The organism is Sphingopyxis sp. (assembly GCF_965227415.1).
Taxonomy (GTDB): Bacteria; Pseudomonadota; Alphaproteobacteria; order Sphingomonadales; family Sphingomonadaceae; genus Sphingopyxis.
Map to the genome: position 1 here is coordinate 1,586,184 of NZ_OZ245749.1, position 17,285 is coordinate 1,603,468.

Genomic DNA, 17,285 nt, shown 5'->3' on the forward strand with positions numbered 1-17,285 from the left:
TTCCGCGCTATCTGTCTGGAACCCGGCTTTCGCCGGGGAACATACTAAGGCGCCGTCCCGTCCGCCGCGACGATGGCGGCGACAAGCTTGGCGATATCCAGCCTTTGCTTGTCGTCGTCATACCCCTGCCGCACGACGATGATCTGACGCGAGGGAATGACGACCAGATATTGGCCGCGATTGCCAAAGGCGCCGAAGGCGTCGGCGGGAATGCCTGCCGACTTGTTGAACAGCCAGAAGCCGGCGCCATAGCCGAACGCTCCCTCGGGCTGCGGCCCGCTCGGCGTCGTGACGAAGCGGCGCCAATCTTCGGGCAGCAGGCGTTTGCCCTGCCACATTCCGTCATTCTGGTAGAGCAGCCCAAGCCGAGCGAGATCGCGCGCGGTGGTCGAAACCTGGCTTGAGAGGATATAGTCGCCATCCTTGTCATGCTCGGCGAAGGTGCGCGTCATACCCAGACGATCGAAGAATTTGCCCGGATCGAGTTCCGTGTCGCGGCGGATCGACGCGGAGCGCTCGTTCTTCTTGTCCTGCGCCTTTTGCAACGCGGCCTTCAGCGACAGGACCGCGAGCATCGTGTCATTGTTCGCATAGCGATAGCGCGTGCCCGGCGGGTTGAGCAAAGGCCATTGCGTCGTCCACTGGCGTACCGAGGCGCCGCCCATATAGATGGCATCGCTGCGGTTCCCCGCGGTGTCGCTCGTCAACCCGCTCGCCATGCGCATCATCTGCTCGGTGGTGATCGCCGCGCGCGGATCGCCCGGCGACTGCCATTCGGCGATTGCCGCCGGCGCTTTGATGTCGATCCAGCCGTTATAGGCGGCATTGCCGATCAGCGTGGCGGCCATCGACTTGGCGACCGAGAATGTACGCTGCGCGGTATGGATATCGTGTCCGCCCCGATAGCGCTCGACGACGATCTTGCCGTTCTTGACGATCAGCAGCGAGCTGGTTCGGCCGCCGAAGCCGCCCAGGTTCATCGTCGCCTGCTCGAACGGTGTCAGCCCGCGCGGCCGCGGCGGGATCGCATCCTTGTCGCCGATCGGCCACGGCTGATCGTCGAGCATCGCGCGGCCGTGATGGAGGAAGCCGGCGACACGGCCGGGCTTCGCACCGATCGGCAGCGTGACGCAGCCTTCGCCGCGATCCCACACCGCGACGCGTGGAGGCATGTCGTCGCGGTATGTGACGCTGACACTCTTCGCCTTGTCGTCGATATCGGCCTTGAGCGCGCGGACATCCGCCTCGATCTCGGGATATATGCCGGTGAGTTCGTCGCGCTCGATCGCGTCGAGCGGCTTGCCAGCGCCGTTCCACAGCGCCGAGCAGGTGGCGGCGGCGCGATAGCCGGCGGCCCATGCGCGGTTGATCTCGGCATTGGGGTCGGCCGCGTGCGCGGGGAATGCGACGGCGGCGAACACGACGCCGAGGATCAGGTGCCGCAGCATCTCAGGGCCGCTCGCCAAAGCTCGCGCGCTGCGCCTTCTTGGCACGATCCCACCACGCGCGGCGGATGACATCGGCGACGCGTTCGGGATCATCCGATCCAAAGCGGACGAGAAGAGCGTGCCAGCCTTCATAATGCGGGGTTTGCCAGAAGGTGTCGGGATCGGTTTCAAGGAGGATTTCCTTCTCGTCGGGCTTGCACATTACCGCGAAGCTCCCCGCCTCGCGGCCCGGCGACGCCAGCGCCTTTCCGTTGAGCTTGGGACAGGGAGTACCATAGAAGGAGAGCATCTCGACATCGGGAAGCGCGCACGCGAAAGCCACGACATCGTCCCAGCGATCGAAGCGGCGTGCCGCCATGCCTATTCGCTTCCCTGCCCGCGCCGCGCATCCCACCACGCCAGCCGTTCGGCGATGCGCTTTTCGAAACCGCGGTCGACGGGGCGATAGAATTCGGCCGGCGCCATCTCGTCGGGCCAGTAATTGTCGCCCGAAAATCCCTCGGGTGCATCATGGTCATAGCTATAGCCCTCGCCATAGCCCAAATCCTTCATCAGCTTGGTCGGGGCGTTGAGGATGTTCGCCGGCGGCGCGAGGCTGCCGGTTTCGCGCGCGGCCGCCCACGCCGCTTTTTGCGCCATGTACGTGGCGTTCGATTTGGGCGCGGTCGCGCAATAGAGGCAGGCCTGCACGATCGCGAGTTCGCCTTCGGGCGAGCCAAGGAACTGATAGGCATCTTTCGCGGCGAGGCATTGCACCAGCGCTTGCGGATCGGCCAGGCCGATATCCTCGCTGGCGAAACGCGTGATGCGGCGCAGCACGTAAAGCGGCTCCTCGCCCGCAACCAGCATCCGCGCGAGCCAATAGAGCGAGGCCTGCGGATCGGACCCGCGCATCGCCTTGTGCAGCGCCGAGATCAGATTGTAATGCCCGTCGCGATCCTTGTCGTAAACCGGCATCCGCCGGTGCAGGAACTGCGCGAGTTCCGCAGGATCGAGCGGTTCGGCTATCGTCACCGAGAATAGGGTCTCGACCTGATTGAGCAGGAAACGTCCGTCGCCGTCGGCGCTCGCGATCAGCGCCCCGCGCGCGTCGTCGGTGACGGGCAGGCGATGCCCGACCTCGGCCTCGGCGCGCTCGACCAATGTTCCGAGCGCCGCTTCGTCGAGCCGGTGCAGCACCAGCACCTGCGCGCGGCTGAGCAGCGCCGCGTTGAGCGCGAAGCTGGGGTTCTCGGTGGTCGCGCCGACCAGGACGACCGTGCCGCGCTCGACAAAAGGCAGGAACCCATCCTGCTGCGCGCGATTGAAGCGGTGAATCTCGTCGACGAAGAGCAAGGTGCGCTTGCCCGCGCCCGCCATTTTTTCGGCATCGGCGAAGGCCTTCTTCAGGTCGGCGACGCCCGAGAAAACGGCCGACAGCGGCGCAAAGCGCATACCGACCGCCTCGGCGAGCAACCGCGCGATCGTCGTCTTGCCCGTGCCGGGCGGCCCCCACAGGATGATCGAGGACAATTGCCCGGCCGCGACCATGCGGCCGATCGCGCCTTCTAGCCCGGTCAGATGCTCCTGTCCGACCACCTCCGCCAGGACCCTCGGGCGCAGTTTTTCCGCCAGTGGAACCGGACCCGCGGCATGATCGGGCTGCGCGGGAGCTTCGTCGCCGAACAGATCCCCGGCCACCGTTTCAGACCCCGCGCCGTTTCTTCTGGCGGATCAGGCGCAAATAGGTTTCGGCGACCGACTGGTTGATCGTGTCCCACTGATACGCCCCGCTCTCGGCAAGCGCCGCCCCACCATGCTTCGCCCGCAGCTCCGGATCGCGGCAATAAAGCGAGAGATCATCGGCGAACAAGCTGATCGCCCCCGGCGCAACGAGATAGCCGGTATGGCCATGCTTGACGATGCTCGCGCTGCCCGTTGCACGCGCCGCGACGACGGGAAGCCCGCATGCCATTGCCTCCAGCGTCACATTTCCGAACGTTTCGGTCACCGACGGGTTGAAGAAGACGTCGCACGACGCGAGCGCCCGCGCCAGATCTTCGCCGCCCTGGAAGCCGACGAACTTGGCATCCGGCAAGCGTGACTCGAACCATTCACCTGCGGGCCCTTCGCCGATCACCACAACCTGATGCAGCACCTTGCGCCGCTGGAGCTGGTCGATCGCGTCGGCGAAGACATCGAGCCCCTTTTCCATCACCAGCCGTCCCAGAAACGCAATGACGGGCTTGTCATCGACGAGGCCCCATGACTGGCGCCAGTTCATATCACGGCGTCGCGGGTTGAAGACGTCCCGCTCGACTCCGCGCGTCCAGATGCCGATGTCGTAGTTCATACGTTGCTGGCGAAGGACCTGTGCGAAACTTTCGGACGGGGCGATCAGCGCGTCGCACTTTCGGTACAGTTTGCGCAGCCAGGCGACGACGATCGGTTCCAGGAAAGACAGGTTGTAATAGCGGAAATAGGTCTCGAAGCGGGTGTGCACGGAACAGGCGACGGGTAATTTGCGCCGGCGCGCCCAGGCCGCTGCCTGCCGGGACACGCGGTCGGGGCTGGATATGTGGAGGATGTTCGGCGCGAAATTGGTGATATCCTCGCGCACCCGCGACGAAAAATGCAGTGGGATACGGTATTCGGGGCGATTGGGGATCGCCATCGAGGGCACGCTGACCAGGTCGCCGGTCGGCTCGAAATCGGGGTTGGCCACGGTCGGCGAATAAACGCGCACCGCAGCGCCATGGGCGAGGAGATAACCGACAAGCCGGTTGAGCGCCTTGTTCGCGCCATCGACTGTCATGTTGTAGTTGCCGCTGAACAGGGCAATGCGCAGATCGGACAGGTCCATCGCGCCTGCGCTAATCGCGTCGTCACCGAAAGGCAACGCCGCCGTCAGGCCATGATGCTGTACGGTTCGCCCGGTTTCGTGCGGCACATGCGCTTCGACACCCGCGTTTCCTCGCCTTCCACAATCGCGATGTCGGTGATCGACAGGCACTTGCTGCCGTTCGGTTCGGTATTGAGCGCGGTGATCGTCGATGACCCTGCCACGCCTTCGCGCGTCGGGCTCGTCCAGTTCGCCGTCGCGCCGACCTCTTCCTTTTTCGTCACGGCAACGGTCGCTTCGGCGGCGACTTTCTGTTCCTTCTCGTCAAGCTGACAGGCAATCTCGGCGACGAGAACGGCGCCGAACAACCCCGATACCGCAGTGCCAACGCCCTTTAGCCCCACCGCGCTGCCGGCAACGCCGCCGATCAGCCCACCGAGCGCACCGCCACGCTTGCGGGCGCGCTTGCATTTGGCATCGGGATTGACGCCGGCGGCACGCTTCGTCTCGTCCGCTTTCTTTTTTCCGGGCTTGTCGGCGTTTCCAGATGCGGCGACACCGGCCACCGAAGCGGGCACGGGATAGCCATTGCAGCCGGTGTTGAAGCAGAACCGGTCTGCGAGATAAGCGCGATCGGTCTGATATTGCGCCTCGACCCCTCGATAGGCGGCCAGGTTCGCCCCGTCGGGATTGGAGGCGGCATGTTCGGCCATCACGGACTGATAGAACCGATCCTGCGTGGCCGCGGAATAGCGCTTGTTGGCGCCGACCTGGGTCTTGTAGAGCGCCGAAAGGGCGTTCTGATAGGCGATCATCGCGTCCCGATACGGCAGCATCTTTTGGCGATAATAGGTGTCGATCGCTACCGTACAGCGGTTGATTGCGGCCGCCTGTTCGAACGGAGCCGTCTTCTTTCGGTAATCCTCGCGGCAATTGGGATAGCTATCGGTGTCGAGCGCGGGCCTTGCCGGCAATGCGGGCAGTGCCGGTTCGGCGACAGCAGGCGGGGCATAAGCCTTGTCGCCTTCGCCCGGCCGCGGCGCGTCCTGCCACGCGGTGGCAACAGCGCTGCTGGAAAGCAGCGCCATACCGATGACGACGAGCGCCGCTTTGTGTCGCGAGTTTGTCCGCATGTTCCGTTCTCCGCCCCTGATTTCAAAGGTTAGGCGGGAATAATCGTCCCCACAAGCTTGGTCAGTGATGCCGGTCATATGGACGGGGAGGATGCCACGATATTGTCTTGGTTCGATCGGTGGATTAGGGTCGGCGTCAAAGGGGGAGTTGTCGCATGCGCAGCTGGATCAAATCGGTCGCTGCATTTGCCGCGATGCTGGCGTGCACCGCGGCGACGCCACCGGGCATCGATCCCGACAACCCGACCTGCCCGGCCAAGCCGAACTGGTCCGACTATAAGACCATGGTGCTGACGCCGTTCAAGCGCAGCGGCGAACTGGTGCTGCTGGCCGAAGGCCGCGTCGACAGCGCGCTTCCCGCGCGGCTGGAAAAAGTCCTGAGCGACAATCCGTCGATCAGCGAAATCTGGATCCGCTCGCCCGGAGGCGACGCCCGCGCCGGCAATGCCGCAGGCTTGCTGATCCGCAAATTCAGCAAAAGCCGCCAGATGATTACGCGCATTCCTTCCGGATGGACCTGTTTCAGCGCGTGCAATTTCGTCTTCATGGGCGGCCGGGCCCGCACCATCGACCCCGGCGGCCATTTCATGGTCCATATGTTCACGATGACCGGCGACAAGGATGCCATTCAATCGAGCGTCGCGCAGGGCACCGAATCCACTACGGAACTGATCAGCGACGTCGAGCGGGAAGCCGCGCTGATGGCGACCGAGGACAATGACCTGTTGATCCGCCTCGATGTCTCCCGCGATCTGTTGTCCGACATCATGTATCGGCAAAAGGCCGTTGCCACGGGCAGCGACCGTTCGACGCGCCGCTGCCTGACCCGAAAAGAGGCGCTGCGGTACAATGTGATCAATATCGGCGGCGACTAGTCGCCGGTACCGGGCGGCGCCTCAAGCTCGACCTCGACCGGCGGATGAAGGCGGAGGCGGTGGACGCGGCGTTCGTCGGCTTCGGTCACTTCGATGCGCCAGCCGCTCGGATGAAGAAGGATTTCGCCGACCTGCGGCACGTGACCCGCGAGCACAGCGGCCAGTCCCCCCAATGTATCGACATCCTCCTCGACCTCGCCAAGCCGCGGGTCGATCGCTTCGCCGATATCGTCGAGTTCGGCGCGTGCGTCGGCTTCCCAGCAACCGTCTTCCGACGGGGTAAAGAGTGCGGTCGGCTCGTCGTCATGCTCGTCCTCGATCTCGCCGACGATCTCCTCGACCAGGTCCTCGATCGTGACGAGGCCTTCGGTCCCCGAATATTCGTCGATCACGATGGCGAGGTGCGTGCGCTGCGCGCGCATGTCGGCGAGCAGGTCGAGCACGTCCATCGATTGTGGGACATAGAGCGGCTGGCGGATCAGGTCGATCAGCGGCGGCGGCGGCTTTTTCGTGGCCAGCACCGCGAAGACATCCTTGATGTGGATCATCCCCACGACCTCGTCCAACGTCTCGCGATACACCGGCAGGCGGCTGTGCCCCGCGTCGGCGAACAGGGCGACGACGTCGTCGAAGCTCGCGCTTTCGGCAATGGCAATGATCTCGCCGCGCGGCACCGCGACATCGTCGACCGTCTGCTCGCCGAAGTGGAGGAGGTTGCGCAGCATCTTGCGCTCGATCTGCGAGAGGTCGCCCACGACGCTGCTACCGCGCCGCTCTTCGTTTTCCTCTTCGGCTTCGTCGATGACCTCTTCGATCTGCTCGCGAAGCGACGGCTCCTTCTCGCCGCCGAACAACATATGTTTGAGGCCGGTCCAAAGACCGGATCTACTGTCGTCTTCCGATCGGTTCGAAGACCCCTGGTCGTCGGGCATGATGCTGAATATTTCCCTGTTAGTCCTGATGGTCATATGGATTGGCGATGCCCAGCGATGCAAGCGCTTTCACTTCGAGCGCTTCCATAGCGGCCGCGCTCGCATCGTCCATATGATCATAGCCGACAAGGTGGAGCGTGCCGTGCACGATCAGGTGCGTCGCATGGTCCACGAGCGAAATACCCTTCTCGTCGGCTTCGCGCGCGCAGGTTTCTCGCGCAAGGACGATGTCGCCGAGCAGGATTTCGCCATCGTCGCTGTTCGCAAGGGTGATGAGCAGATCGGCCTGAACCTGAGGGAAAGACAGGACGTTGGTCGGCTTGTCCTTGTCGCGGAAATCACGGTTGAGCGTGTGGACGTCCTCGTCGTCGGTCAGACGCACCGCAATCTCGACAAGCGGCGCGGCGTCGGCCAGTCCGGCAAAGGGCGTGAGCGCAAGCGCTGCTGCGGCGGCCTCCGCAGCGCGCGCTTCCCAGTCGAGCGCATCGGGCCACGGTGTGGCTTCGTGGGTTTCGACGCTCAGCAACGAAAATCCGCCGAACCTGGAATGGCGGAAAGCTGCGTAACTTCACGCGCAAATCGCGTTTTGGGGCGGGCAGGGAAACGTGGGTGTCGGGCGGAATGGATCATGCTTCGACGCTATAGCGGCGCCGCAATGTAGGACAGCGAAAAATCTGCTGCCCAGCTCCGCTGCCACGGGTTCGGGGTGAGGAGCCGCCAACCTCTTCTTCCTCCGTCATCCCGGACTTGATCCGGGTTCCACAGGCGGTGGCACTGATGGATCCCGGATCAAGTCCGCGATGACGCTGATGGAGAATTGGCCGACCGCCGCCATCGACGCATCAATGCATGTGCTTCAGCTTGTCCGGATTCCGCATGATGTAGATGCCGGTGACCTTGCCATCCTCGATCTCGAGCGCCGTGGTCTGGAATTCGCCGTCGGCTTCGCGCGTGACGAAGCCCGGCAGGCCGTTGATCGAGCCCGTGTGGACGAGGGTCGAGCCATGTTTGCCGAACAGGACGGCAAGGCTGCGGTGCAACGTCATCACCGTCTGATAGCCGAGTACCGGCACCATCGCCGCGGGGCGCTTGCCGCCGCCGTCGGACCACATGCCGACATCCGCCGCGAGCATGGCGCCGAGCGCGCCCATGTCGCCGCTGCGCGATGCAGCGAAGAAGGCGTTGGCGATTTCCAGGCCGCGTTCCTTTTCCAGCTTGTAGCGCGGACGCGCATCGCGGACGTGGCTGCGTGCGCGCGCAGCCAGCTGGCGCGTCGCCGCCGCGTCGCGGTCGATCGTCTTGGCAACCTCGTCGAACTCGACGCCGAAGACATCGTGGAGCAGGAAAGCCGCGCGTTCGAGCGGGGAGAGTCGTTCGACCGCAAGCATCAACGGCAGCGTCACATCATCCTCTTCTTCCTCCTCGACGAGCGGATCGGGGAGCCAGGGACCGACATAGGTCTCACGGCTGTGGCGCGCGGACTTGATCTGATCGAGGCAGAGCCGCGTGACGGTGCGGCGGAGGAAGGCCGCAGGCTCGCGGACCGCGCTGCGGTCGGTGCCAAGCCAGCGAATGAAGGCATCCTGCACCACATCCTCGGCATCGGCGACCGAACCGAGCATCCGGTAAGCGACGCGGATGAGGAGCGGACGCAGCGGGTCGAAACTTGCCGCCGCGTCCGCCGCCTTATCGCTTTCGCCGCGGATGCCCTCGGGCGTCATCAGGCCGCCTTTACCAGCACGCCATTTTCGTACCAGAGGTCGAAGCCGACCGCGATGCGGTTCCAGCCGTTGATGATGTTGACCAGCAGCGTGAGGTTCACTTGTTCCTCCGGCGTGAAATGCGCCTCGAGCGCTTCTTTCGCGGCCTTCTGTGTGTGCCCTTCGGAGATGCGGGTCAAGGCGTCGGTCCAGGCGAGCGCAGCGCGTTCGCGGTCGGTATAGACCGGAGCCTCGTGCCACGCCGACAGCAGATAGATGCGCTGTTCGGTCTCGCCATGCGCGCGCGCATCGGTGGTGTGCATGTTGATGCAGTTGGCGCAGCCGTTGAGGATCGACGAGCGGATCTTCACCAGTTCGACGAGCGTCTTGTCGAGGCTCTTTTCGACGGCAAAGCCGGTCGCCGTCCACTGCTTTATCAGCGTCGGGGCGGCGGCATAGGGGTCGGTTACCTTGGTCATGTCATGGCTCCTTCTTGGGGGTTGTACCGACATGACGAGGCAGGGTCGGCGCGCGTGACATAGCGCGCGAATAAATTTCGCTCCGGCCGCATTTTTTCCTGCGCAGCAAAGCCAAGCGACAGGAAACATTGCGTTTCGGATAATGCGCTTTCCGGCACGGCGAAGCTGTTCTAGCATCGCGCCATCACTGATAAGAGGGGTCCGATCATGAAGTTTCTAGATGGTTTCACCGAACAGGCCTATGCGCTGCTCCGCATCGTCGCCGGCCTGCTGTTTCTCGCGCATGGCGTGCAGAAATTCTTCAACTTCCCGGTCGCTTTCCCGATGCCGCTCAACCCGATGCTGCAAGCCGCAGGCGCGATCGAGCTGGTCGCAGGCGGCCTGATCGTCATCGGCCTGTTCACGCGTCCCGCAGCCTTTGTGGCAAGCGGTATGGCGGCCGTCGGCTATTGGATCGCGCACGGCGGCAACGGCCCCTTCCCGATTGCCAACGGCGGCGAGACGATCGTGCTCTACTGCTTCCTGTTCCTGTTCGTCGCGACGCGCGGCGCGGGGATCTGGAGCGTCGACGGGGCGCGCGCGAAATAGCGGCGCAATCCACCTTTTCGTTACCCCGGACTTGATCGGGCATCCATAACGGCATCGCCGCAATGGACCCCGGATCAAGTCCGGGGTGACGAAAGGAAAGGCGTTGCACTTGCGATTTAATCGTATGCGATCTATATAGGGCTGAACCCAAGTGGAGATGCCCATGCCCCCCTCCCCCAAGGCCGCGCCGAGCGACCGCAATCTTTCGCAGTTCATCTGTTTCGCCGTCTATTCGGCGAACCTCGCGTTCGGGCGCGCTTACAAGCCGCTGCTCGACAAGCTGGGGCTGACCTATACCCAATATATCACGCTGGTCGCGCTCGCCGACGAAGACGATGTGACGGTGAGTGCGCTCGGCGAGAAGCTGTACCTCGAATCGAATACGCTGACGCCCATCCTGAAGAAGCTGGAATCGCTGGGCTATCTCCGGCGCCAGCGCGATCCCGCTGACGAGCGGCAGGTGCGCATCGCCCTGCTCCCGCCGGGCCGCGCGCTGGTCGATCAGGACCCCGGCTCGGCGCTGCTCGATGCGACCGGGCTCGGCGCCGACTTCTTCAGGGTGCAAGGCGAGATCGCCGAACTGCGCGACAATCTGGTCCGGCACAACAGGCGTGCCGGCGCGTAAACCAAGGGGCGGCCCTTGCAAGCCGCCCCCAGTTGCGGGCTTCACATGATGACGGTCTTCAAAGCGCCTTGGTGTTGGCCTCGATCAACGTCCTGGCTTCGGCGATCGCCTTTTCGGTGGTCAGTTTCTTCTCCTGAATTTCGTTTGCCATGTCGAGCAGGCGGCCGCTGATCACCGTGCCGGTCTCGGCCTCTTCCTGGATCGCGATGCCGCCCTTGGTGGCCGCCACGCGGTCCCACTCGGCGCGGACGGCTGTCCAATAATCCTTGGTCGCCGCCCAATAGTCGTCGGCGGCTTTCACGTCGTATTGGTCGTATTTGATATAGGTGTTGAGGACATATTCCTGGACGATGGGCACCAGCTTGCCGTCTTTGATCCCCATCTTCGTATTGTCCTGCCAATGGACCCAGCCGTCGGGCGAGGGCTGGTGGCGATTGATCGAATAATAGCGGTCATAGACGGGTTTCCGTACCGCATCGCGGCGCGCGAGCGGACGCCACGTCCAGTTCGAGCGCCAGCGGCGGACGCCGGCCTGCGTTTCGAACTGGCCCCAGCCGCCGTAACGCGGGCTGTCGTCGACCTGATAGACCGTCTGCGACCAGCGGCCGGTGCGCATTTTTTCGGGGACGTCTTCCCAGGTCCAGCTGTTGCGGTCCGAATAGACCAGCACCTTCGCTGGTTCATATTCCCAGTCCTGCCGCCAATGCTTGATGATCATGCTCTTGTCGTCGTCGCCGGTGATGACGAGCATATGCTGGAGGACGATCTTGCGGCCGGTATCCTCGATCACGCGCACGACTTCGTTGCCGCCGGACCGCTTGGGTTCGAGCACTTCGTAATTGGGGTCCCAGCGCGTCGATTCCTGCATGTTGAAACTGACGCGATAATTGCCCGCCATCGCCAGGATGTCGGCGCGGTCGGCCTCGAAATTGGCGGCGGCTTCGGTCGCCGCAATCGGCGGATGCGCGAGCGCGGCGACAGGCAGCGCCGCGGAGAGCAGCAACAGGCCGGCGGCGAACGAACGATACGTCTTTTTCATCGGTGCAGTCCTTCTTTTTTGATCAGAAGCGGAAGCTGAGCGACACGCTCGCGTTGCGGCCGGGTTGGCTATAGGCGTCGGCGATCGTCGTGATCGGCAGCGTCTGACCGCCGATAACGGTCGTGTTGGCGAGGCCGCGCGTATCGCTCCACCAGCTGTATTTATTGTCGAGGATGTTGAAGATCCCTCCGCGCAGCGTCAGAGCATCGGCAAGGCGCACATAGGCCGTGGCGTCGACGATGGTGAAGGCATCAGGGCGATAGCCGCCGTTCGTCCGCGACGCTTCCTTGCGGGCGCTGTGCGTCATGATGATCTGACCGCCGAAACGCCCCTGCGGCTGGCGATAGCCCACCCCGGCAACAAGCTTGAACGGATCGATCGATTCGAGCGGCGAGCGGATGTCGTCGGGATCGATGATATCGCCCTTCGCATAGGATAGGGCGAGCGTCGTATACAGGCCGGACGACGCTCGCCCCTCGAACCGCGCCTCGGCGCCATGGACGCGAACGCGATCGAGATTCACGAATTGGAAGATGGCGGGATCGGCGGGTGTAAAGCTGCCGTCGACCTGCTCCTGGCTGATGAAGTCCTTGTAGCGCGCCGAAAAACCGGTGATGTCGAGGCTGACGGCATCGTTCGAGAAGCGCAGCCCGCCCTCGAAGCTTTCGCTGCGTTCGGGACCCAGATCCGGGTTCGGGATCGAGGTGTAGCCCGACGCCAGGTTGGAGAAGAACTGATTTACCTGCCCCGGTTCGGGCGCCTTGAATCCTGTCGCATAGTTGGCGAACAGGCGCACTTCATCACTGATCTTGAACACCGCGCCGAACTTCGGCGACAGGCGCGAGCCGTCCTGCTTCGCGCCCGCGAAGGCGGGCAGCAACGGGTCGTCGTCGGGCGACAGGTCGTACCAGTCGAAGCGCAGCGCCGGGTAGAGGAGCAGGCGGCCGTCGGCGATCGAGACTTCGTCGCCCGCGAACAGGCCGCCGCGTGTGAAGTCGGTGCTGGGGAAAGCCCGCGTCGGGAAGGTCTCGCCGAAGGGCGGCACCGTACCGTCGCGCAGGCCGCGCTGGCGCGTCTTGCTGATATCGCCGCCGAAGACGAGGCGATGCGCGATCGCACCGGTGGTGAAGTCGGCGCGCGCGTCGGCCGATGCGCCGATTACCCGGTTCTCGAACGTATTGAGGCGCGTGCGGTCGGCGGCGGGGGTGCGATCCTCTTCGGTATATTGCCGATCCTCACCGTCCTGCCAGTAGAGCGCAACGCGGGCGAAATCGATCGCGCCTTCGCCTTCCCAGCTCCAGTCGAGCGACACCCGCTTGCGTTCGCCGGTGTCATTGGCCTCGAGGCGGTCGACGCTCGATGTGACGACGCCCAGGGCGTTGCGGGTCGCGGTCATGCCGGTCAGGCCATTCGTATACAGGCGCGTGTCGAGATACTCGCCGGTCAGACGGACCTTGTGACCGTTGGCCGGATCATAGACGATGCGCGCGAGCGCCGCGTCGGAGCGGCCATCCTGCGGATTGGGCCGCGTCCGCAGTGGACCGGTGTCGGCGTTCAGCCCCGACGTGCCGGTCGCGGTGGCACCACCCGACACATTTCCCTTATTGTCGAGTTCCTTATAGTCGCGGCGCGTATAGGCGGCCATCACCGACCAGTCGCCGCTGCGGCCAGCCAGAATGGCCGTCTCGCTGAACTCGTCATCGGCGCTGCTGTAGCTGCCGCGAACGAGGCCGCCGATGCTCTTGCCGTTTTCGAGAAAGTCCGACGGGTCCGAAGTGATGAAGCTGACCGCACCCGCCAGGCCGTCGCTGCCATAGAGCGCCGACGACGGGCCGCGCAGGATCTCGACCGACTTGATGAGGCCGAGATCGACATAGTCGCCGCGGCCCGACGCCTGCGCGCCGAAGCTGAAGCCGTCGGGGACGCGCACGCCGTCGACCTGGATCAGCACGCGGTTGCCGCCGATGCCGCGGATGTTGAAACTGTCGTTGCCTGCACGGCCGGTCGCGCCGAGCGCAGCGCCAAAGCGTGCGGGCTGGCGCTGGACGCTAACACCGGGTTCAAAGCGAACGAGGTCGCGGATGTCGGTCACCAGTTCGTCGGCGATCTGTTCGTCGGTCTTCACCGAAACAGTGACCGGCAGATCCTCGGCCCTGGCCGCGGTGCGCGTTGCGGTGACCACGATCAGATTCTTCCGCGCTACCCAATAGTCGCCGTCATTGTCCTGTGCGTAGGCCGGCGCGGAGATCGCGGCGAGCGCAAGACCCAACGCGCTGCCTGCGGCAAGGCGAGCGGCGGACGGCGAATATCGGATAGTCAAATATCTTCCCCTGCAGATTTGCGACTGACTCGCAATAGCGGCGCTTTAGGCAGGTGAAAGCGAGGGGTCAAGTATTTTGCTATTGCGACTCGTTTTCGTTTATTTCGAGGCAAATCTTGCTGTCGTCTCCGACATTCGCGCATTGCCCTGCTCCGCCCTGCGCGCCATGATGGCGCTAGGGGGACGGACCGATGCAGCCGCAGGTCTTCATCAGCTATTCGTCGAAGGACCGCACCGTCGCGAACATGGTGTGTGCGTTGCTGGAAGAGCGCGGGCATCGCTGCTGGATCGCGCCGCGCGACATCGTGCCCGGAACGTCATGGGGCGAGGCGATCATCGACGGACTGAAATCGTCGAACATCTTCGTCCTGGTCTTTTCGCAGCACGCCAACACATCGCCGCAGATCTTGCGCGAAGTCGAACGCGCCGTGCACCTTGGCCTTCCGATCATCCCCTTTCGTATCGAGGATGTCGTGCCCGAGCGCAGCCTGGAATATTTCATGAGCGTACCGCATTGGCTCGACGCGCTGTCGCCGCCGGTCGAGGCGCATATCGCAAAGCTGGGCGATGTCGTCGCGACACTGATCGCAGGGCCGACGCGCGACTATATTCCGGGCAAGCCACGCGGAGCAAAGCGCGTGTCGTGGAACAACGGGCTGGTGCGCTCGGTCGCTGGCGGCGCGGCGCTGGCGCTGCTGTTGCTCGCGGCATGGCTCGGCGGGCTTGCGCCGCCCGGCTCGCCGGTGGGGTGGATCGTACCGCTGTTCGCGCTGGCGATCCCCGCGGGCGTCGTCGGCAGCGGGCAGGTCCGATGGTGGACAAGGCGCGGAGTGCAAGGCGCATTGGCCGCGTTGCTGCTTGTCGCGGGAGCGCTCTATGGTTGGGCGTCTTCATCTTATGTCATCGCGGGCGAGAATGGCACGCCGCTTGTGCGCGGCACGGACTGCACGCCCGACGCGCGGCTGGTCTTTGAAACCGAGTGCCCCGACCTGCCCTCGGATGCGCTTGCCGATGCAGCCTATGATCCGGCAGCGCTGTGGACTGCGGATTCGATCGGGCGCGTCAGGGTGATGCTCGGCGGCGCGTGGGCAGCGATCGCGGCAGCGGCGGCGCTGCTCGTGGCGGGATGGCTCGGCGGACCGCGCCGGCTCAAACAGGAGGACTAGGGATGCACAAGGCGCGGATGACGATGCTGCTCGCGGCGCTCGCAATGCCCGTGACGACGATGGCGAAGGCGCCGATCGACGCGGCGGGGCTGAAGGCGATCGAAACGAAAGTGCCTCCGCAAAGCTGGTATCCCGACGGCTATTACGATGTCCGCATCGCCGCCGAGGGTCAGATGGCCGACTTTCCGCGCGACAATCTGACGATGGACTGGGGCGACGGCGAGCCGCCTTCCTATGACGTGATCGACTGTAACGCCGAATATGTGAGCGTCGACGACACCGATCCCTTCACCGCCCGCTATGGCGGCGTCGCGCTGGAGGTTGCGCGGCTGCGCGCCGAATTCGAGCGGCTGAAATATCCACCTGCGGTCTATGCCGGACCGCTTCTCGCCTTCGAGAAAGCGAAGATCGAGGAAGCGAAGACAGCGCCCGACCCGATGACCGAGGCGGAGATAGCCGAAGCGACGGCGGATCAGGGGATGGCGGCCGGCGAGACCGGGCCGATTATCGATGCCAGTGACGAGGCGGCGATCGCGGAGGCTGCGGCAGCATCGGCCGACGCCGCGGCAGCCGCCCTCGCGGAAGATCTCGCCGACGGTGAACTTTACAAGGACCCCTATCGGCTCCTCGCCGAAGCGGTCGAGGCGAACCGCCAACGCCTCGCGCCCAAGCTGCCCAAAGTGCTCGCCGACGGCGGCTGCGGCGCAGGCGAAGGCAGCGCGGTCATCGTCAAGACCGTGCCGCCGCAGGGCGAAGTGCTGCTGATCAACGCCTTCGCCTTCAAGGTCTGCACGCGCAAGAAGCCCGATCCGTGGGACCGCTTCGCATGCAAGTGGACCGAGATCGAAACCGGCATCGAGAAGCAGCTTTCAGGGCGCTATGTCTATCAGGTGAAATGGCCCGACGGGACGGTGCGCAAGGGAACGCGCGATATCGTCCCCAATTACGACGACGAGACCGCCGCGACGGTGACCTTCAAGAAGACGGGCAGCTGATCGGATGGTCCGCGCATTTCGTCCTGGGCGGGCTGCAACAATCGCGCTGGCATTGGCGTGCCATGCGCCGGCTGACGCCCGCGAAGATCAGCTTCCCGATGATACGGATATCCGCTGGGCGGAAAAGCGGGTCGAGCCGCAGCCATGGTATCCCGAGGGCTATTACGACGTGCGTGTCGCCGCCGAAGCACAGGCTCGGGAAAGCTTGCGGAGCAAGGACCTGCTCGTCGACGATTGCGCATCGGGCATCGGTCGCTGCTATGATCTTCGCACCCCCCTGCCGCTGCGCGTCAACCGCGACGAGCGCGATCGGACGCTGGTTCGCTATGGCAATGTCGCGCTCGAAATCTCGCGGCTGCGGCAGGAAATGCATCGGATCGGCTATCCCAGGTCGGTCTATGCCGAGCCGCTCGCCGCCTATGAACGCCAGCTGGTCGAAGCAGCGGGAGCGCCGGCGATGCCGCCGCCCGACTTTGAAATCACCGCGCTGCGCCAACTTGCCAAAGCGCTCGACGCGGGCCTTGCGCAGCGCGCATCGCGGCTGCCCAACGTGATCGCCGAAGACGTGCCGACACCCACCGATGCGAGCGAGGACCCGGCCGCCGCAGCGACGGTTAGCATCGTTACGGTGCGCGCGAGCGGGCCATCGGCCGATCAATATCCGACCGGCAAGAGGCTGCGCGGCGACGACAAGATCATCCTCAAGGCAGGCGACACGCTCGTCCTTCTCGACAAGGCCGGCACGCGGACGCTGAGGGGACCCGGCGTGTTCAAGGCAGCAGCGATGGCAGGCGAGCCGCGGTGGGCAATTGCCGGGATGTTCTCGGGGAACGGCACGCGGCGCGTGCGCACGGGGGCAGTGCGCGGGGTGCCCTCCGGTCCCGTGGTCCTTTCGACCAGCCCTGACGGCGGCGAAGTGCTGCTCATCAGCGCGTTCGCGTTCAAATTATGCGCGAAGAAGAAACTCGATATCTGGGACCGCTTTGCCTGCAAGTGGAACGAGGTCGAAACGGGCAGCGGGCAGTTTCTGTCGGGGCGCTATGTCTATCAGGTGCGCTGGCCCGACGGCGTCGTGCGCAAGGGAACGCGCGAAATCCTGCCCGACTATGACAGGGACGATTCCATAGCGGTGACGTTCAAAAAGGCCGGGAGTTAGCAAGCCGG

Annotated in this window: 17 protein-coding genes; 6 read left to right on the plus strand and 11 right to left on the minus strand. The window is 64.4% G+C overall.

All coding sequences use genetic code 11. The features are described from left to right. Positions 1-44 precede the first annotated feature (44 nt). Genes ACO055_RS07690 through ACO055_RS07710 form a run of 5 tightly spaced genes read right to left on the minus strand, consistent with a single transcriptional unit; the run spans position 45 to position 5,402 of the window. Positions 45-1,448, minus strand: a complete 1,404-nt coding sequence (locus tag ACO055_RS07690) for a serine hydrolase domain-containing protein (protein ID WP_422062000.1) — start codon at positions 1,446-1,448, stop codon at positions 45-47. 1 nt (position 1,449) lies between these two features. Then, positions 1,450-1,806 (minus strand): MmcQ/YjbR family DNA-binding protein, encoded by a 357-nt coding sequence (locus ACO055_RS07695; RefSeq protein WP_422062001.1) that lies wholly within the window; start codon positions 1,804-1,806, stop codon positions 1,450-1,452. 2 nt (positions 1,807-1,808) lie between these two features. Continuing rightward, positions 1,809-3,128, minus strand: a complete 1,320-nt coding sequence (locus ACO055_RS07700) for a replication-associated recombination protein A (RefSeq protein ID WP_422062002.1) — start codon at positions 3,126-3,128, stop codon at positions 1,809-1,811. Positions 3,129-3,132: 4 nt separating this feature from the next. Beyond that, positions 3,133-4,290: a glycosyltransferase family 4 protein gene (locus ACO055_RS07705; protein ID WP_422062440.1), complete on the minus strand. Its 1,158-nt coding sequence runs from the start codon at positions 4,288-4,290 to the stop codon at positions 3,133-3,135. Between the two features lie 44 nt (positions 4,291-4,334). Next, on the minus strand, positions 4,335-5,402 hold the full coding sequence (locus tag ACO055_RS07710; protein ID WP_422062003.1) for a hypothetical protein: 1,068 nt from the start codon (positions 5,400-5,402) through the stop codon (positions 4,335-4,337). A 155-nt stretch (positions 5,403-5,557) separates the two neighbouring features. On the opposite strand from ACO055_RS07710, the gene ACO055_RS07715 reads away from it, so the two are divergent. Further along, positions 5,558-6,277, plus strand: a complete 720-nt coding sequence (locus tag ACO055_RS07715) for a hypothetical protein (RefSeq protein WP_422062004.1) — start codon at positions 5,558-5,560, stop codon at positions 6,275-6,277. Here the strand turns inward: ACO055_RS07715 and ACO055_RS07720 are convergent. The 4 genes from ACO055_RS07720 to ACO055_RS07735 all read right to left on the minus strand — a co-directional run bounded on the left by ACO055_RS07720 (position 6,274) and on the right by ACO055_RS07735 (position 9,388). Beyond that, positions 6,274-7,209: a hemolysin family protein gene (locus ACO055_RS07720; RefSeq protein WP_422062005.1), complete on the minus strand. Its 936-nt coding sequence runs from the start codon at positions 7,207-7,209 to the stop codon at positions 6,274-6,276. The two genes, ACO055_RS07715 and ACO055_RS07720, sit on opposite strands and share 4 nt — an antisense overlap. Positions 7,210-7,228: 19 nt before the next feature. After that, on the minus strand, positions 7,229-7,735 hold the full coding sequence (gene ybeY, locus ACO055_RS07725; protein WP_422062006.1) for an rRNA maturation RNase YbeY: 507 nt from the start codon (positions 7,733-7,735) through the stop codon (positions 7,229-7,231). A 316-nt stretch (positions 7,736-8,051) separates the two neighbouring features. After that, positions 8,052-8,930, minus strand: a complete 879-nt coding sequence (locus ACO055_RS07730) for a sigma-70 family RNA polymerase sigma factor (RefSeq protein WP_422062007.1) — start codon at positions 8,928-8,930, stop codon at positions 8,052-8,054. Then, positions 8,930-9,388 (minus strand): carboxymuconolactone decarboxylase family protein, encoded by a 459-nt coding sequence (locus ACO055_RS07735; RefSeq protein WP_422062008.1) that lies wholly within the window; start codon positions 9,386-9,388, stop codon positions 8,930-8,932. Before ACO055_RS07735 ends, ACO055_RS07730 begins: the two co-directional genes overlap by 1 nt. Positions 9,389-9,595: 207 nt before the next feature. Between ACO055_RS07735 and ACO055_RS07740 the strand changes: the two genes are divergently transcribed. Further along, positions 9,596-9,976 (plus strand): DoxX family protein, encoded by a 381-nt coding sequence (locus ACO055_RS07740; RefSeq protein ID WP_422062009.1) that lies wholly within the window; start codon positions 9,596-9,598, stop codon positions 9,974-9,976. A gap of 163 nt (positions 9,977-10,139) precedes the next feature. Beyond that, positions 10,140-10,601 (plus strand): MarR family winged helix-turn-helix transcriptional regulator, encoded by a 462-nt coding sequence (locus ACO055_RS07745; RefSeq protein WP_422062010.1) that lies wholly within the window; start codon positions 10,140-10,142, stop codon positions 10,599-10,601. Between the two features lie 58 nt (positions 10,602-10,659). Here ACO055_RS07745 and ACO055_RS07750 read toward each other — a convergent pair whose 3' ends face one another. Together ACO055_RS07750 and ACO055_RS07755 are read right to left on the minus strand one after the other, a co-directional pair. Continuing rightward, positions 10,660-11,640, minus strand: coding sequence for a DUF6607 family protein (locus ACO055_RS07750; protein ID WP_422062011.1), 981 nt, complete (start codon positions 11,638-11,640; stop codon positions 10,660-10,662). Between the two features lie 22 nt (positions 11,641-11,662). Next, the gene (locus tag ACO055_RS07755) at positions 11,663-13,960 is read right to left on the minus strand and encodes a TonB-dependent hemoglobin/transferrin/lactoferrin family receptor (RefSeq protein ID WP_422062012.1); all 2,298 of its coding nucleotides are present in this window, start codon (positions 13,958-13,960) and stop codon (positions 11,663-11,665) included. Between the two features lie 191 nt (positions 13,961-14,151). Between ACO055_RS07755 and ACO055_RS07760 the strand changes: the two genes are divergently transcribed. The 3 genes from ACO055_RS07760 to ACO055_RS07770 are packed head-to-tail and all read left to right on the plus strand — an operon-like array spanning position 14,152 to position 17,277. Beyond that, positions 14,152-15,126, plus strand: a complete 975-nt coding sequence (locus ACO055_RS07760; protein ID WP_422062013.1) for a toll/interleukin-1 receptor domain-containing protein — start codon at positions 14,152-14,154, stop codon at positions 15,124-15,126. Positions 15,127-15,128: 2 nt separating this feature from the next. Next, positions 15,129-16,121: a hypothetical protein gene (locus ACO055_RS07765; protein WP_422062014.1), complete on the plus strand. Its 993-nt coding sequence runs from the start codon at positions 15,129-15,131 to the stop codon at positions 16,119-16,121. A 4-nt stretch (positions 16,122-16,125) separates the two neighbouring features. Then, a complete protein-coding gene (locus ACO055_RS07770) occupies positions 16,126-17,277 on the plus strand; it encodes a hypothetical protein (RefSeq protein WP_422062015.1) in 1,152 nt (383 codons plus the stop codon). The last annotated feature ends 8 nt before the right edge of the window (positions 17,278-17,285 follow it).

Bases quoted from the DNA above. Each gene is read 5' to 3' on its own strand.
- ACO055_RS07690 (WP_422062000.1), bottom strand. From the start codon at position 1,448: ATGCTGCGGCACCTGATCCTCGGCGTCGTGTTCGCCGCCGTCGCATTC.
- ACO055_RS07695 (WP_422062001.1), bottom strand. From the start codon at position 1,806: ATGGCGGCACGCCGCTTCGATCGCTGGGACGATGTCGTGGCTTTCGCG.
- ACO055_RS07705 (WP_422062440.1), bottom strand. From the start codon at position 4,290: ATGGACCTGTCCGATCTGCGCATTGCCCTGTTCAGCGGCAACTACAAC.
- ACO055_RS07710 (WP_422062003.1), bottom strand. From the start codon at position 5,402: ATGCGGACAAACTCGCGACACAAAGCGGCGCTCGTCGTCATCGGTATG.
- ACO055_RS07715 (WP_422062004.1), top strand. From the start codon at position 5,558: ATGCGCAGCTGGATCAAATCGGTCGCTGCATTTGCCGCGATGCTGGCG.
- ACO055_RS07720 (WP_422062005.1), bottom strand. From the start codon at position 7,209: ATGCCCGACGACCAGGGGTCTTCGAACCGATCGGAAGACGACAGTAGA.
- ACO055_RS07730 (WP_422062007.1), bottom strand. From the start codon at position 8,930: ATGACGCCCGAGGGCATCCGCGGCGAAAGCGATAAGGCGGCGGACGCG.
- ACO055_RS07735 (WP_422062008.1), bottom strand. From the start codon at position 9,388: ATGACCAAGGTAACCGACCCCTATGCCGCCGCCCCGACGCTGATAAAG.
- ACO055_RS07740 (WP_422062009.1), top strand. From the start codon at position 9,596: ATGAAGTTTCTAGATGGTTTCACCGAACAGGCCTATGCGCTGCTCCGC.
- ACO055_RS07745 (WP_422062010.1), top strand. From the start codon at position 10,140: ATGCCCCCCTCCCCCAAGGCCGCGCCGAGCGACCGCAATCTTTCGCAG.
- ACO055_RS07750 (WP_422062011.1), bottom strand. From the start codon at position 11,640: ATGAAAAAGACGTATCGTTCGTTCGCCGCCGGCCTGTTGCTGCTCTCC.
- ACO055_RS07760 (WP_422062013.1), top strand. From the start codon at position 14,152: ATGCAGCCGCAGGTCTTCATCAGCTATTCGTCGAAGGACCGCACCGTC.
- ACO055_RS07765 (WP_422062014.1), top strand. From the start codon at position 15,129: ATGCACAAGGCGCGGATGACGATGCTGCTCGCGGCGCTCGCAATGCCC.
- ACO055_RS07770 (WP_422062015.1), top strand. From the start codon at position 16,126: ATGGTCCGCGCATTTCGTCCTGGGCGGGCTGCAACAATCGCGCTGGCA.